Source organism: Nostoc sp. CALU 546 (assembly GCF_048836525.1).
This window is the reverse complement of sequence record NZ_JAWJTF010000014.1, coordinates 64,644-79,713: the sequence shown is the minus strand read 5'-3', so window position 1 is coordinate 79,713 and position 15,070 is coordinate 64,644. Positions and strand designations below refer to the sequence as shown.

Sequence of the window (15,070 nt, the reverse complement as noted above, 5' to 3'; positions counted from 1 at the left end):
GAATAGGCAATAGGCAATAGGCAATAGGCAACAGGAAAGAAGGCTTCTTAGTTGTAGTGAGTTTTTTCAGAAATCAAATATGAGTCCTATAGGTAGGGCATATTTCGGTTAAAGGGAAAAGGGTAAAGGATGTATTTACAACCTTTACCCCTTACCCCAAAACCAATTCCCAGATCATAAGGAAAGTGAAGAGTACTTATCCGAACCGTATTGGCATATACTCTACTACTTTTGTAGTTTAATCTGCACCTTCAATTGGTGCAAAACCTTGGCGCTGAATATTTTCTGTCACCGCGCGTGGTTCGAGGAATTGCAGAAGGTAATCGGGGCCGCCGGCTTTAGAACCTACTCCAGAAAGTTTGAATCCACCAAAGGGTTGCCGTCCAACGATCGCTCCGGTAATATTACGGTTAATGTACAAATTACCGACTTCAAATTCTGTCTGCGCCTGCTGAATATGCGAAGGTGTTCTCGAATAAAGTCCGCCAGTCAAAGCGTAGTTTGTACCATTGGCTACTGCTAACGCTTCCTGAAAATCTTTCACCCGAATTACCGCCAGCACAGGGCCAAAAATTTCTTGCTGGGAAATTACTGCATTTGGCGATACTTCACTAAAGATGACAGGGCCGATAAAATATCCTTGTTCGGGTGCTGGTAACTCCAAAGCTAATTGTGCTTCTGCCTTACCCTTCTCAATATACTCGCGGATGCGATCGCGGGCATTAGCATCAATTACTGGGCCAACTTGGGTACTCGGTAACTCTGCTTCCCCAATATTCAAGGATTTTGTCGCTTCTACCAATCGCTGCACAAAGACATCATAAATTGGTTCCAGCACAATTACCCTAGAGGCGGCAGAACATTTTTGGCCGCTGTAACCAAATGCCGATTGCACAACCCCTACAACAGCTTGATCTAAATCAGCACTTTCATCGACAATAATGGCATTCTTGCCACCCATTTCAGCAATCACCCGTTTCATGTGCTTTTGTCCGGGTTTCAAAGTCGCCGCTTCTGCGTAAATTCGACAGCCGACTTCCTGGGAACCTGTAAAAGCAATTACATGAGTATCTGGATGATTTACCAAATAAGCGCCGACTTGCGAACCTTTGCCAGGTACGTATTGAAATACACCTTTGGGGAAACCAGCCTCGATTAAGATTTCTGTGAGTTTTGCTGTAATTACAGAAGATGTTTCCGCAGGTTTAAGGAGAGTACAATTCCCGGAAACCAAAGCTGCAACAGTCATACCACAAGCGATCGCTAGCGGGAAATTCCAGGGAGAAATTACTACAGCAATTCCCCGTGGCTGGTAAATATAACGATTAGTTTCACCAGGAATGTCATAATTCACACCTTTATCTAGCCGTTCAATCTCATCAGCGTAGTATCGGCAGAAATCTATCGCTTCCGAAACCTCGCCATCAGCTTCCTTAACTGGTTTCCCAACTTCCAAAACTATCCAAGCTGAAAATTCGGCGCGGCGGAGTTCCATCAAATCACCCGCTTTCCGCAAAATATCAGCGCGTTGTTTAGCTGGTGTTCTCCTCCATCCAGGAAACGCCGCTTTAGCAGCTTGCATCGCCTGTTCGGCCTGTTCAACGCTAATCAACCCAACTTTACCGATTACTTCACTGAAATTAGAAGGATTGAGAGAATCAACATATTCCGGTGTATTGACATATTCGCCATTAATCAGCGGCAAATAAGTTTTACCCAACTGTTGACGAACATTTTGGAAAGCTTGCGCCGCTTTCGTTCTCACCTCTTCTTCTGCGTAATCGGTATCAGCAGCGCCGAGGAAATGAGAGTTAGGAGTTAAAGATTTCTCTTCTTTGACAATCGGCGGTGCTAATAATTCCTCAATTGGTCGATTTTCCAGATTTTGCCGTAAAAAAGAACTATTAGCGGTATTTTCCAACAATCGGCGAATTAAATACGCCATTCCAGGTAATAACTCACCGTAGGGACAGTAAACTCTGACTCGATAACCCCTATCAACCAAAGCCTTTGCAACTTTATCACCCATACCGTAGAGGACTTGTAATTCAAAGCGGCGGCGAGGGACATTTAAACTTTCAGCGATGGCAATGGCGCGAGAGTGCGATCGCACATTATGGCTACCAATGGCAGAATACACATATTGATGATTTTCTAACAACAGCTGAGTGATAATTTCAAAGTTAGCATCAGTTGCCGCTTTGTCGTTGTAAACTGGCTGTGGCCAATGCTTCTGCGCTGCTTTGATAGTTTCCTGATCCCAATATGCGCCTTTCACCAAGCGGATTGTCAGGGGATAACCACGTTCTTTCAACCAAGAAATTAGGTCTTTGGTATCTTGCTCACTATCACGCAGATATGCTTGAATTGTCATCCCGATATCTGTGCGTTGCCGAAATTCTTCTTCTAGTAAGAGTTTTTTCAGGATGCTGAGAGTTATATCTTTATAAGCATACTGTTCCATATCAAAATGCACAGCTGCGCCCAACTCTTTAGCACGACGTAAAAGAATCCGAATGCGATCGCTAACTCGCTCCTCACTACCTTTAGCATCCAGAGGATCAAATTGGGAATAAAACGCCGTTAACTTAACAGAAACCTGAACTTTTGGTATTGATTCGCCATCAGCCTCATCAATAGATGGAATAGCTGTCCAATTCTTCGATGCTTCCACCAATTGTTGCATTAATTCTAGATAGCGTTCTAGATAAGACTGCGCTTCGGCTTCAGTAATTACGGCTTCACCGAGTAAGTCGATAGTGAAAGCCATTTTTTCTTTTCGCAGTCGTTCAACTGTTTTGATGACTTGTTTAATATTTTCCCCAGAAATATATTTATGAGCAAGAGTCTCAACTGCTGTCCCAACGGTTGTAGCAGCAACTTGTCCTGGCATCGAGTCGGGATTAGCAAAGTTTAGCATTCCCTTCAAAGCTGCCGGTAATTCTACAGATTCATCGCCTAAATATTCTTGTAAATGTGAGGCAATTTCTGATTTACTATGCAAAGCAGGTAGCGTATCTATAAAGCGAAATAGTTGCACCCGCAATCCAGGATTACTCATCGCCCAAGCTAGTAATTTATCATCCCAGCGCATTTGATCCCGCAGGGAAGAAAAAAACGAACGATTTTCCTGCGTTGCGGCGAGAAGTTGTTTAGCAATTTCTTGGGTTTTAGCTTCGTAGGTGCTTGTTTGTACTTGTAATACCACTGATAATAAACTCCGTTAATCAAGGCAAGGCTTTTTGTATAAACCCTGTGTCTTCTATTTTGACGCTTTCATTTCGCAGTCACCATATTTAGTGGGGAGTAAAGAAGGGAATAGGTTACAGGTTACAGGGTACAGATTATTCCCTATAACCTCTCACCTGTATCCTCTCCCCTAATTCCAATGCCCAATTGAATAACAAGTGTTATCCTTTTGTTGATCTATTTCTAACTTGATTGACAGATGTTGCAACACAAAAGATTAGCTAAGTCATACTAAGAGTGTGAATACTACATTTATGCCTACAGAAAACCTTACGCATATTTTATTTTCTAACTGGCAACACACACTCCAACCCTTTGGCGTTGACCAGGTAGCGGCTGATAAAGCCTTTGATTCTTTGGTTGCAGCTTACTCTACCCCTGGTCGCTACTACCATACACTCAAACACATTGATCACGTCCTCAGCACAATTCAGATTTTACAAGGCTACACCAACAACCTAGCTGCTGTTCAACTAGCTGCCTGGTTCCATGATGTAGTATATAACACTGAAGCTCAAGATAATGAAGAACGAAGCGCAGACTATGCTTTGGAGTTGCTGAGTAATTTGGGTATTCCAGAAAGTATCATAGCTACTGTCACCCGTCTTATTCTGAACACTAAAAACCACCAAGCTGCGGTAGATGATTGTGATAGCCAAGTTTTACTTGACGCAGATTTAGCGATTTTGGCTACTAACCAAGTGGAGTATGGAGAATACACCCATGCCATTCGCCAGGAATATCGCTGGGTGTCAGAGGCAGAGTATATCACAGGTCGTCAGCAGGTTTTAGAACGATTTTTAAAGCGATCGCGTATTTATTTTACGCCTTTAATGTTAGAGTTCGCTGAACCATCTGCCCGTGGCAATATCCAGGCAGAAATTCAATCTTTGTTGTCTCATTAGCTTTATCACTGTTAGTTAGTAGCATGATTTTTTTTCTCTATGAATTAGGGGAGAGCGATTTACCTCTAATTCTGGGAACTCTAAAAATGGCGGTTACTGACAAACATTACTACAATTTTGATGAGAACTCTTCAACAATCACCCTCACTTAGGGCAGTGTTCCAACAAAAAATCGACACCAAAAAATCTACCAAACACCAAGAAATTCATGAAAGATTAGGTGATGGCTTTTTAGGTGGGTTGGGTTCATTCATGTTTGAATTTAAGCAAGCAAAAAATAAATTCAAAGGCAATATGGGGGAATGGGGAGTATCACTACTTTTGCAATCTTTCCCCGATACATGGGTGATATTTAATAATGCTTTAATCCCGACTAACTCAGGCTCTCTAACGGAAATAGACCATTTAATTATCGGTGAAAGTGGTGTTTTTTTAGTAGAGGTCAAAACCTGGAAAGGTTCATTTAGCGCTTATAAAGATAAATGGAAACGGCGTGAAGGTAACAGTTGGGTAGCAGTTGACAATAGTCCGACTTCTCAAAGTATTTACCATGAAAAAATGTTTAGTCAGTGGATTACTTCATTAATGCCTAACCTTCCTAATGGGTTTGTTGCGGCTCCAGTAGTCTTCCCAATTGCTACATGGATAGGAGCAAATGATTGCTCAGTTCCAGTTTTACAAGGTATCCCTGCACTGTTACAGATGATAAATAGTTCTCCTGATTGTTTAACTCCAATGCAAGTGCAGGCAATTGCCCAAGCTGTTGAAAACTTGATACTGCCTACAAACACTAAACCGATTCCTAAGCCCAAACCTGTTAAGCGCCAGAATCCTATAATTTGAGTTTATTAAGTGGGCGAGGGTTAGGCAGAAAACTTGGCCATTGATGTGTACGCAATATACCAATAGTCGCTGCCTTCTCCCTCTGGTATCACTTATAAATTTGCTGGAAATCCCTTAGTTAACGTCTGCCACCGCCACGATGAGGCACTTCAACTTCAGTCTCTTGTAGCTTCCTTTTAGGTGCAAACACTTCTTGATGCTGTTGCTGCTGAATTTTTTCCTGTGCAAACTTTACACGGGTGCGAACTCCCAAATCGGCATCTGTATTGAGCATTTGCTGAAGTTGATTTGTAATCTGCGATGCTTGATCAGGTAAGGTGACTGCTATTGAAGTAGCTAGTGTTTCTAAACTCGTCACTGCTGCATAGCGCACTACCCACTCTGGATCTTGAGAAATTAGTAATAGCGCCTCTAATACCTGAGTCTGAACAGATTCTAGTTTCTCAGGCGGTACTTGATGCCAGCGCAAAGTGCCTAATCCTCTAGCAGCTGCTCGCCGCACACTCAAGGAAAAATCGTTTTTTGCTGCCTCAAACAAGGTATCTAGCGCCCGGACATCGCCAATTCCCGCTAAGGCACGAATAGCCCAAGCTCTAGCACTGTAGTTGTAGTCATCAATTAGTTCCAATAGTGATGGTACTGCGGCTTCCCCGATCGCAATCAGCCCATCTACTGCCGCCACCGCCGCCCCTGGATTGTTGTAGCCCAAAGCTGCAATCAAAGTAGGAACAGATTCCTCTATACCGGCTGCTGCTAACACCTGAACTGCGTCTAATAAGCGATCTGAGGAGTCTGCTTCTTCCACAGCACGAATCAATATTTGGGCAAGGTCACTGTTATTCATAATAATTTTTCATGAGTCATTAGTGGTCAGCCAATTGTAGCTTAAGTTCTCCGTAGTTAACACCATACATAAACCCCCTAGCCCTGATTTTGCAGTTGGGTTGGGGGTTTATGTGTGCTAAACATTTGGTTTAAACGTATTAATGAAAACTCATTATCTAGAGCTTAGGACTACAACAGCGAGTCCATCAAATTCATCACTTTAATCGCACCCGCTGACAAAGTGCTTGCTGTTGTGTGATTAACTTGATGTTCTAGTAATCCTTTAAGAGAGATTAGTTTCAGACTATTTTCGGCAAGTGTCTGTGCGATCGCATCTGCTGCGGGTAGATATCCAATTGCTCCCAAGTCTGCTAACACTGCTCGGCGCAATTGCAATCTTTCACCCGCCAAAGCTTTTACTAACCGTTCTCCATAAACTGGTTCTTGGGTTAATTGATACATTGCTCTCGCAGCAGCATATTGCACCAATTCAATTGGATGCTCTAAGAATGGCTTTACCAAAGGGGTAGACTCAGTTGCCTTCAAGGTTCCCAAGGCTTCTAAAATGGCCTCATAGGGTTGAGATAAATCAGGCTGCTTTGATATCAGCTGCTCTCCCTGCAAGCCTACTTGTAATAGCTTAATCAGGGGGGGAATGCAAACCGGATCGCCCAGCATTTCTAAAGATTGTGCTGCTGCTTCCCGCACATAAAAATCTGAGCAGTCTAAACACGCAATTAAAGGTGAGACTGCCTGGCGATCGCCTAGTTTTCCTAAAGCTCTAGCTGCATTCCGTCGCAGAGGATATCCGCCTTCTGGTGTCCGATCGGCTTCATCCTCTAAAGCTGCGATCAATTTTGTCACCGCAGCTGCTTCACTTATCCGAAACCTACCCAACCACCAAGCAGCATAAAAGCGCAGACCTAAATCTGCACTCTCAAGATTAGCGATCGCTTGCTCTACTGTCAAAGATTCACCATCGCCAGAGTTACCTGTCGGTGACAAATCTTCAAATTTCTGCGGACTGGAATTCATTATGAAGAAGGAGGATCGCTTTGTTCGCTATCTGTTTTAGCTTCAGCATTTAATGGCTGAATGCTGACTATTTTCCCACCCAAGCGAGTAATCCGCTGCATTTCTTGATTCATTCGGTTCTCTGGTACTGTGAAAAACACAGAGGCACTAGAACGAATCGGATAGTTAGTTTTTTCGGTTTCTTCGCTTTGGCGCAGACCCACTACTTCATATCGAAAGTAACGACTACTACTTCTACTACCAATTTGTCCAACCATAAATCACTTCCAAATTTTAAATTTTATGTTTTCAATAGTCATTATTAATGACTATTGACAAATGATCCTAAAGTGGTTTCACACTCGCTATTTTACCACCTTGTTTTACCACTCTCTGGAAGTAACTAGATAGTTCTTCATAAGGTATGATCACCGCTTGATTTACGCGGCGTGTGTTAGGATACCCAGCGCCAAAAACGCCTGCTACTTCAATGCGGTAGAGTCTACCTTCTTTACCAAAAGTTCCTGCACCACCAAAAGTACTGTTGGGGGTAACGCCTTTTTCGGAAGCAACGTATGCAAAACCTGAGGGGCCACCGGAGGGAGGAACAACGATAGATGCACTATTGCGGCCTAGTTCGCTAGCAAGGCGAGAAGATTTCCCTTTAAGTTGGGAGGTATCGCTACTGGCATAGCCGCGATAAAGTTGGAATATCCGGCTAAATCCTACAGTTTTCTGTCCTGTTTGGGTTTGAAAACCGCGATAGTAAGGGACTATATTTTCACCAAAACTAGATTGATACTCTGGTGAATCAATATAAGAATCAATGTCGGCTTCATATCCCTTGTTTTGGTACAAGTCCAAGTGATAAACCACTTCAGACTCATCGTATGGGGCACGTCCCAACAAATGTTTATAGTTCAGTTCGATGACGCGAGTTTGGAAGTTGTCGTAGAAAAACTTGGATTTGTACAGTTCTGATTTAGCTACTTGACGTACAAACTCTTGTACTGTGCTTTTCCCATCGCGCAGGATAGATTCAGCACTTGTGAGGCGGTCAGATGTCAATATGTAGTTGTTGCCCAACACCTGACGATAGACGGCAGCAATTACTTTCTCAATGTCTTCTTTGGTTGCATTAGGACGCAATTCCACAGGAGACTGGTCACTAAAAGGTTCTGTTCCCAGACGGGAAGCTGCTGTTGTAATAGCCATTGGTAATTTTCCTTTTGTAATTAATAGTTGGGGACTGGGGATTAGGGATCGGGCGTTGGGTATTGGGTATTGGGTATTGGTTATCCCCTTCGTCCTCCTTGTCCCCAATTCCTAGTTCCCAGTCTCCAGTCCCCAGTCCCCAATCTCTATTTATACGGCTGTAATGCTAATAACCTTACTGCCCTTGCGATTCAACTGCTGCAATTTACTAGACAGTTGCTCGTAGGGTACGATCAATTCCGCAGTACCACGCCGCACTACTGTTGAGTTCGGGGAAGCTGCTTGTAGCACTCTGATGCGGTATGTTTCTCCACGACCACCTGTAGAGAGTCCTGTTAAGGCTCCGGCGGAGACTGGATAAATGGGTGAAGCTAGATTCTTAGCCACTTCCCAGGTTAGCCGTCCTTGTTTTTGCCCTTGAGCGCGATCGCTATTGGCATAACCCCGATACAGTTGGAACAGTCGGCTAAATCCAACATTTTTTTGTCCTACTTGACTTTTAAAGCCTCGATAGTAGGGGACAATATTTTCGCCAAAACTCTCTTGATATTCTAATGAGTCAATGTAGGAATTAATCTCAGCTTCATAACCTTGTGAGTTGTAAAGCTCAACATGGTACGAAATCTCTGACTCATCTTCCGGGGCACGCCCCAATAAATGCTTATAATTCAACTCGATAAACCGAGTTTGGGAATTGGAGTGGAAAAACTTATCCCGATAGAGTTCCGATTGAGCAATAGCTTGCACAAATCCCCGGACGGAGATTGCACCTTGCTGCAACAGTGATTCTGCACTCTCTAGACGTTCTCCTTCTAGTAGATATGCATTACCCAAAACCTGACGGTAAGCCGCCCGGATAACCACTGCCACATCCGCTTCTGTTCTATCGGGACGTAGTTCTACCAGTGCTGAGTTTTCAAATGCTCCAATCCCTAATCTTGCTGCTTGTCCCAAAGCCGCCATCCTTAACCTCCTCAGTTTTAACTGCAAAACTGAAAACTTTTTAGAAAAATTTTTTTTCTAGTCTTTTAACAGTCTTTTGAAAATAAAACTGCCCGGAGAAGTAAACAACTCATAGAACTTACTTGTCATAAGAGCTGATTTCCTCTCCGGGCTAAAGAACACTCTAGCTTAGAGTATTGATTACATAGTCGATGTAAGAATTGGCTTCAACAGCTGGGTCGCCGCTTAGACCGTGGTTAGCTTTGATGTACTTGAGAGCTTCAATGTACCAGCTAGGAGACAGGTCAAAAGTCCGGTTGATTTCAGCCAAGCCAGAAATCAAGAAATCATCCAAGGGGCCTGTGCCACCAACAACTAAAGCGTATGTGATAATCCGCAAGTAGTAGCCAACATCACGAACACACTTGCCTTTGCCGCGTGCATCAGACGCGAAGTTGGGGCCTTGTTGTTGGGTGGTGTAAGGGAATTTGTTATACACTGCTTGAGCAGCACCTTCGGTCAAACGTTGAGCATTAGCGCTCAATGCTTTTGCTGCTTGTAAGCTAGCTGGTGCTTGGCGGAAGCGACCAAAAGCAACTTGAATTTCGGTGCTGCTGAGGTAGCGACCTTGAGAGTCAGCTGATGCAATTGCTTCAGTTAGAGGTGTTTTTGTCATTTTTGGTATTTCCCTTTTACAAACGTTATGGTTGAAATTTTGTTTTGTCCTATGGATGGACAATTATTTAGTCAACATTCAGCAATGCAAGCTTTGCTTAAGCAACAGCAGCAGCAGCACGATCAAAATAGCTAGCTATTTCAGATGCCAAAGCACTGCAATCGCCTCTGGTGATGTTGTTTGTATCGTTAACAATTGCCAAAGAAGCTGCTTTCAGCTTTTGAATACCAACAGCAACTGAAGCTCCTGGGGTTCCCAATGCTAAGTAGGTTTCGCGCAAGCCATTGAGGGCGCGGTCATCTAGCACGCTGGAATCGCCTGCAAAGATAGCGTAGGTGATATAGCGAAGAATGATGTCCAAGTCTCTGATACAAGCAGCTGCACGACGGCTGGTGTAAGCATTACCACCGGGAGTGATCAATTGGGGTTGTTCTGCCCACAAATCACGAGCCGCAGCAGCAACAAGAGCTGACGCATTGCTGGTAATACGGTTAACAGCATCTGCACGCTTGTTACCATCTTTGACTAGTTCGCTCAATGCATCCAATTGTGCATCGGAGAGATATTCCCCACGTGTATCAGCTTGGGAAACTACTTTTGCAAATGCATCTAAAACCATTGCGTTAAATCTCCTAATTTGCTCGGTTAAGAATAATTGGACTCAAAACTGAATGGTTCAGTTTATTTTCCGATGTCAGCACTGCCTGACGAGTTACGAAAGGTTTAAAACAGACATCCAAGGAATAAGTTTACGATCTCCAGGCTTTCAGATTAAAACTTTTGTTAGAAAACTTCAAACTTCTGCGAACGACTGGAAAACCTGATTAAGATGTTGTTTTTTACTTCCAAGTTCTCTTTATACAATGCTGCCGTATCATTATTTATTACAAATTATTGTTATGTTTGTTAATTTAGTTTACATAACTTCATAGTTCCCCCTCTTTGATCTTTTGACTTTTTTCCGCCCCAAAAGATGGGATAATTTATTTCTGGGAAATCCCTTTCAGAGCGCGTAGGCGTAGCCCGCACTTCTTCACGAGAGGCTGCGCGTAGCTTGCTTCCACGTTCGCGCGGCGTGCCGTAAGCAAGTGGTACGACAAAGCTCAATAGCCACCGCAAGCATCGCAACATTAATCTGTGTAGTATTTGTTACAAAACAAGGCAGAAGGTAAGAAAGTATATTGAAAACAAAAGTTGCTGAGTTTAAAGCTCGTTAAAATAAGTGATTATACTGAGACAATTTGCAAAAGTGTATAAAACGTCCTTGTTTCAATCTGCACCCTTTTAAGGGTGAGTTCCTTCTATCCTCTGCCTCCTGCCTTCTGAATTCCTAGCTTCTGGCAAAGGCACGCATATATGTGTGCGTCTGTATTGCATCTGTGGGTTCAGTGTTCGAGATTAAATAGAGTTAGAGAAGCATGTCACAGCGAATCATTGATTTCGATACCAATGCACCTATTGCGGCAGATGAATATGAGCAAATGGCACGCTTGGCATTGCCCGGTTATGAAGTAATGCATACTTTTGTGCTGGCTTCTTTGCGCTCCTATTTACCGGAAACAGCAAATTTATTAGTTGTCGGTGCTGGTGGGGGGATGGAGTTAGTTCGCTTGGGGCAAGGTAATCCACAGTGGCAGTTTTTGGGTGTTGATCCTTCAGCAAAGATGCTGGCGATCGCACAGCAAAAAATAACTCAACATCAACTATCACAACGGATTAAACTTATTCAAGGATATGTTCAAGATTTACCGAAAAAGGAAAAAGGGGAAGGTGGGGCCCCCTCTGGGGAAAAGCTACGGTGTACACACAAGTAAAAAGAAGATCAATTTCTCGTTGTTCTCTCGTTTATCTCGTTCCTATGCTCTGCATAGGAATGCCTGATTAGAGGCTCTGCCTCTAGTCAGATATTGAGTCAGAGACTCAATGAATGCATTCCCAGTCGGAGACTGGGAACGAGGAAATGCTTATCAAGCTAGGTTTTTAGGACTTGTGTGTACACCGTAGCTGGGAAAAAGGGGAAGGTGGGGATTAAAAGAAGATTTTTAGCGACACGTAGTGCAATCAAAATCAGCGTCCATATTTGAAACAAGAGCTTTTAAGCATGGGGTTCCCTTTCCCCTTTCCCCCTTTCCCCCTTTCCCTTTTTTCATTAGTTCTTACCAAACACACTGCCAAGGGCACGTGCCATATTTTGCGGTTGCATTGCATCCATTGCGGCGGTGGGTTCGTAGCCGCAGTGAACCATACAATCGGCACACTTGGGATTACCACTCTTCTGGCCGTATTGACTCCAGTCAGTTTGTGCCAGTAATTCCTTGAAGGTAGAGTAATAACCTTCGTTCAGCAGATAGCAAGGTTTTTGCCAACCGAGAACGCTATAACTAGGGCTACCCCAAGGCGTACATTCGTAGTCCTTCTCACCAGTGAGAAAATCTAGGAACAGCGGATTGTGATTGAAGTTCCAGTTTTTCTCACCACTTTTGTATGGAGCTAGAATTTCTCGAAAAAGGGCGCGGGTTTGTTCACGGTGGAGAAAATGATCTTGATCTGGTGCCCACTCGTAACTATAGCCGGGAGAAATCATCATCCCGTCAGTATTTAGTGTTTCCAGAAAGTTGAAGAACTCTTGCATATCTTGGGGTTTAGTCCCCTCAAAGATGGTGGTGTTAGTTGTCACACGAAAGCCTTTAGCTTTAGCGGCGCGAATGGCTTTGACAGCAATATCAAAAACACCTTTGCGATCAACACACTGATCGTGCAACTCCCGCATTCCATCTAAATGCACGCTGAAAGTTAGGTAAGGGGAAGGTTGAAACTTATCTAGATTCTTTTCTAACAGCAAACCATTGGTACACAAGTAAATATATTTCTTGCGCTCAATTAAGCCCTGAACAATCTCATCAATCTGGGGATGTAGCAGAGGTTCTCCCCCAGGAATTGAGACAACCGGTGCGCCGCATTCTTCCACTGCGGTAAAGCACTGTTCTGGGGTGAGATTTTGCTTTAAAATTTCCTTGGGATGTTGGATTTTACCACAACCAGTACAAGCGAGATTACACCGAAAAAGAGGTTCCAACATCAATACTAAAGGGAAGCGTTTACGTCCTTTCAAACGCTGGGTAACAAGATACTTCCCGATATCCATAGCTTGTTGTAGATTAACTGCCATTGTTGCGATCGCTCCTCTTTTAAATATAAAAACACCACTTTAGGGGCGCACATCTATGCACCCCTACATATTGCATCCACACGTGAATTGCTATATTTCTCATTGAACGTAACCCTGAGCAACAAACCAATTCACAGCATCTTTGAGTGCCGCTTTCAGCGAAGATTGGGGTAGACCCAACTCTCGAACAGCCTTTGCAGCATCGTAATACATAGGTTGTTTCGCCATCAGCACGCCATCCAATGGCACTGAGGGCAATTTTCCCAAGGGTGCGAGAATCTTTTCATCAACCCAGGCAACGCTAAGGGGCAACCAAGGGGGTACAGTTCGTTGAGGTGCGTTTAGACCGGTGATATCGGCGAGTTGTTCAAGTAGTTGCTTGAGACTGAGGTTTTGATGACCTAAGATATAGCGATCGCCTGATTTACCTCGCTGTAAAGCCAGTAAATGCCCCCATGCCACATCTTGCACATCGATAAAATTTAGACCAGTATCTAAGTAAAAGGGCATTTGCCGTCGTAAAAATCGCAGGATAATATCACCCGTTGGGGTAGGTTTGATATCCAACGAGCCAATGGGGCTGCTGGGATTGACTATAACTACCTCCTGACCTGTAGCAACGGCTTGCATGGCTTCAAGTTCCGCCAGAAACTTAGACTTTTTGTAGTTACCCACCAACTTTTCTAAGGGACTCTGATGTGTTTCATTCACAACCTCCCCAGATGATCCTACCCCAATTGCTGCCACTGAACTGGTGTAGACGGTGCGCTCAATGTTAGCTTTACGAGCTGCTGCCAAAACATTGCGCGTACCCAGGACATTATGACGGTGGAGTAACTCTCGGTCTGTTTGCCACAGAGAATAATGGGCTGCCACATGAAATAGGTATTTACAACCAAGCATCTGTTGCCAGAGATTTGGATCATTCAAATCGCCTTTGACAATTTCCACATCCAAACCGCGTAGATTCTCCAAATTACTGCTTGAGCGTACCAGCGCTTTTACTGCATATCCCTGTTGCAAAAGCAACCTTACCAAGTGAGCGCCAATAAAACCCGTACCCCCTGTGACAAAGACTTGCATCAACTTTCCCCCTGCTCCCCTGCTCCCCTGCTCCCCTGCTTCTGAAATCGGGGAAACCAATCATCTAAAATGGCGTAGACGACTGGCACGACAATTAAACTGAGGATAGTTGAAGTTACGAGTCCACCAGCGATCGCAACAGCCATTGGCGATCGCAATTCCGAACCAGCACCAAAACCCAATGCGATCGGTAGCATTCCTAAGAGGGTGGAGGCTGTGGTCATCATAATTGGTCTGAGGCGCACTGGCCCTGCTCTGAGGATCGCCTCTGTGCGGTCTAAGCCAGATTTACGGAGTTGGTTGATGTAATCTACCAGTAAGATGGCATTTTTGTTTGCTAGTCCCAACAAAAAGACAAAACCAATCAGCGAGATCATGCCAAAGTCACTCTTGGTGAAGAGTAAGGCCAGCATGGCACCGACAATTGATAAGGGTAAAGAAACACCAATAACTACTGGGTCTATCCAGCTTTTGAATAGCAAAATCAGCACCACAACAATACAGAGTGCTGATAATACCAAAGTAGTGCCAAAACTAGCAAATACTTCACCTTGGCGGGCAGAATCTCCTCCCAAGTCTAAAGTTACACCAGCAGGTAAAACTGCTTTGGCTTCCGCTACCAATTGGTCTGTGGCACTACCTAAAGACAAATCTCTACCCAAATTGGCACTTATATAGGCGACCCTTTGATTGTTTAGCCGCTCAATTTGAAAAACTGTACCCTGTGGATTGGTTTCACTTGTTACAGTGACATCAGCAAATCCCGGTAGTTTCTCGATGCGCTCTTTAATTGCCTGGGCAGCTTTGCTAAGGCTTTGGAGATTATCGCCTCGTAATGATGCCTGTAAAGGTTTTTGTCCACCAGTGTCAACAAATTGAATATCTTCCACACTGGTACTCACACCAGGGAGATTAGGCAAAGACGAGCGTAATTGGTCTTGTACTTCCGCAGTCTTGATGTTGCGGTCTTCTTTGAGCTTCACATAAAGCGTACCTTTATTTGGCTCACCTTCACGAGAACCAACAGTAGTAAACACTGTTTCCACTACTGGAGATTTTCTCACCACATCTTCTAGTTTCTTAGCAACCTCTAGGGAATCGTTTAAGGGGTTGGGGATGGGGGATTGGGGTTTGGGGATTGGGGACTGG

At 44.0% G+C, this 15,070-nt stretch carries 14 protein-coding genes; 3 read left to right on the top strand and 11 right to left on the bottom strand.

Annotated elements, in window-relative coordinates:
* Positions 1 to 238: 238 nt before the first annotated feature.
* On the bottom strand, positions 239 to 3,208 hold the full coding sequence (pruA, locus tag RRG12_RS09800; RefSeq protein WP_420759126.1) for an L-glutamate gamma-semialdehyde dehydrogenase: 2,970 nt from the start codon (positions 3,206 to 3,208) through the stop codon (positions 239 to 241).
* A gap of 295 nt (positions 3,209 to 3,503) precedes the next feature.
* Here pruA and RRG12_RS09795 point away from each other — a divergent pair, with 295 nt between their 5' ends.
* Both RRG12_RS09795 and RRG12_RS09790 read left to right on the top strand, forming a co-directional pair.
* The gene (locus tag RRG12_RS09795; RefSeq protein ID WP_420759125.1) at positions 3,504 to 4,154 is read left to right on the top strand and encodes a hypothetical protein; all 651 of its coding nucleotides are present in this window, start codon (positions 3,504 to 3,506) and stop codon (positions 4,152 to 4,154) included.
* A gap of 120 nt (positions 4,155 to 4,274) precedes the next feature.
* A complete protein-coding gene (locus RRG12_RS09790; protein WP_420759151.1) occupies positions 4,275 to 4,997 on the top strand; it encodes a nuclease-related domain-containing protein in 723 nt (240 codons plus the stop codon).
* Between the two features lie 118 nt (positions 4,998 to 5,115).
* Here RRG12_RS09790 and RRG12_RS09785 read toward each other — a convergent pair whose 3' ends face one another.
* The 7 genes from RRG12_RS09785 to RRG12_RS09755 all read right to left on the bottom strand — a co-directional run bounded on the left by RRG12_RS09785 (position 5,116) and on the right by RRG12_RS09755 (position 10,288).
* Positions 5,116 to 5,841, bottom strand: coding sequence for a HEAT repeat domain-containing protein (locus RRG12_RS09785; RefSeq protein WP_420759124.1), 726 nt, complete (start codon positions 5,839 to 5,841; stop codon positions 5,116 to 5,118).
* Positions 5,842 to 6,011: 170 nt separating this feature from the next.
* Positions 6,012 to 6,857: a HEAT repeat domain-containing protein gene (locus tag RRG12_RS09780; protein ID WP_420759123.1), complete on the bottom strand. Its 846-nt coding sequence runs from the start codon at positions 6,855 to 6,857 to the stop codon at positions 6,012 to 6,014.
* Positions 6,857 to 7,114 carry a phycobilisome linker polypeptide gene (locus RRG12_RS09775; RefSeq protein WP_181931680.1) on the bottom strand — a complete coding sequence of 86 codons (258 nt, stop codon included), beginning with the start codon at positions 7,112 to 7,114 and terminating at the stop codon, positions 6,857 to 6,859. Before RRG12_RS09775 ends, RRG12_RS09780 begins: the two co-directional genes overlap by 1 nt.
* A gap of 67 nt (positions 7,115 to 7,181) precedes the next feature.
* Positions 7,182 to 8,051, bottom strand: a complete 870-nt coding sequence (locus tag RRG12_RS09770) for a phycobilisome rod-core linker polypeptide (RefSeq protein ID WP_420759122.1) — start codon at positions 8,049 to 8,051, stop codon at positions 7,182 to 7,184.
* A gap of 150 nt (positions 8,052 to 8,201) precedes the next feature.
* Complete coding sequence (locus RRG12_RS09765) at positions 8,202 to 9,014, bottom strand: phycobilisome rod-core linker polypeptide (protein WP_420759121.1); 813 nt, start codon at positions 9,012 to 9,014, stop codon at positions 8,202 to 8,204.
* Between the two features lie 163 nt (positions 9,015 to 9,177).
* Positions 9,178 to 9,669: a phycocyanin subunit alpha gene (gene cpcA / locus RRG12_RS09760; protein WP_012411562.1), complete on the bottom strand. Its 492-nt coding sequence runs from the start codon at positions 9,667 to 9,669 to the stop codon at positions 9,178 to 9,180.
* 97 nt (positions 9,670 to 9,766) lie between these two features.
* Positions 9,767 to 10,288: a phycocyanin subunit beta gene (locus RRG12_RS09755; protein WP_069068364.1), complete on the bottom strand. Its 522-nt coding sequence runs from the start codon at positions 10,286 to 10,288 to the stop codon at positions 9,767 to 9,769.
* A gap of 799 nt (positions 10,289 to 11,087) precedes the next feature.
* Here RRG12_RS09755 and RRG12_RS09750 point away from each other — a divergent pair.
* A complete protein-coding gene (locus RRG12_RS09750; RefSeq protein ID WP_420759120.1) occupies positions 11,088 to 11,483 on the top strand; it encodes a class I SAM-dependent methyltransferase in 396 nt (131 codons plus the stop codon).
* 335 nt (positions 11,484 to 11,818) lie between these two features.
* On the opposite strand, the gene hpnH is transcribed toward RRG12_RS09750, so the two are convergent.
* The 3 genes from hpnH to RRG12_RS09735 form a co-directional block, all read right to left on the bottom strand.
* Positions 11,819 to 12,838 (bottom strand): adenosyl-hopene transferase HpnH, encoded by a 1,020-nt coding sequence (gene hpnH, locus RRG12_RS09745; protein WP_420759119.1) that lies wholly within the window; start codon positions 12,836 to 12,838, stop codon positions 11,819 to 11,821.
* A gap of 99 nt (positions 12,839 to 12,937) precedes the next feature.
* On the bottom strand, positions 12,938 to 13,921 hold the full coding sequence (gene hpnA / locus RRG12_RS09740; protein WP_420759118.1) for a hopanoid-associated sugar epimerase: 984 nt from the start codon (positions 13,919 to 13,921) through the stop codon (positions 12,938 to 12,940).
* Positions 13,921 to 15,070, bottom strand: a 1,150-nt coding sequence (locus RRG12_RS09735; protein WP_420759117.1) for an efflux RND transporter permease subunit, incomplete at its 5' end; no start/stop codon positions are given. The genes RRG12_RS09735 and hpnA, both read right to left, overlap by 1 nt.

What these genes read in the sequence shown, in the direction of transcription:
- RRG12_RS09795 (WP_420759125.1), top strand. Translation starts at nt 3,504, where the DNA reads ATGCCTACAGAAAACCTTACGCATATTTTATTTTCTAACTGGCAACAC.
- RRG12_RS09790 (WP_420759151.1), top strand. Translation starts at nt 4,275, where the DNA reads ATGAGAACTCTTCAACAATCACCCTCACTTAGGGCAGTGTTCCAACAA.
- RRG12_RS09785 (WP_420759124.1), bottom strand. Translation starts at nt 5,841, where the DNA reads ATGAATAACAGTGACCTTGCCCAAATATTGATTCGTGCTGTGGAAGAA.
- RRG12_RS09780 (WP_420759123.1), bottom strand. Translation starts at nt 6,857, where the DNA reads ATGAATTCCAGTCCGCAGAAATTTGAAGATTTGTCACCGACAGGTAAC.
- RRG12_RS09775 (WP_181931680.1), bottom strand. Translation starts at nt 7,114, where the DNA reads ATGGTTGGACAAATTGGTAGTAGAAGTAGTAGTCGTTACTTTCGATAT.
- RRG12_RS09770 (WP_420759122.1), bottom strand. Translation starts at nt 8,051, where the DNA reads ATGGCTATTACAACAGCAGCTTCCCGTCTGGGAACAGAACCTTTTAGT.
- RRG12_RS09765 (WP_420759121.1), bottom strand. Translation starts at nt 9,014, where the DNA reads ATGGCGGCTTTGGGACAAGCAGCAAGATTAGGGATTGGAGCATTTGAA.
- cpcA (WP_012411562.1), bottom strand. Translation starts at nt 9,669, where the DNA reads ATGACAAAAACACCTCTAACTGAAGCAATTGCATCAGCTGACTCTCAA.
- RRG12_RS09755 (WP_069068364.1), bottom strand. Translation starts at nt 10,288, where the DNA reads ATGGTTTTAGATGCATTTGCAAAAGTAGTTTCCCAAGCTGATACACGT.
- RRG12_RS09750 (WP_420759120.1), top strand. Translation starts at nt 11,088, where the DNA reads ATGTCACAGCGAATCATTGATTTCGATACCAATGCACCTATTGCGGCA.
- hpnH (WP_420759119.1), bottom strand. Translation starts at nt 12,838, where the DNA reads ATGGCAGTTAATCTACAACAAGCTATGGATATCGGGAAGTATCTTGTT.
- hpnA (WP_420759118.1), bottom strand. Translation starts at nt 13,921, where the DNA reads ATGCAAGTCTTTGTCACAGGGGGTACGGGTTTTATTGGCGCTCACTTG.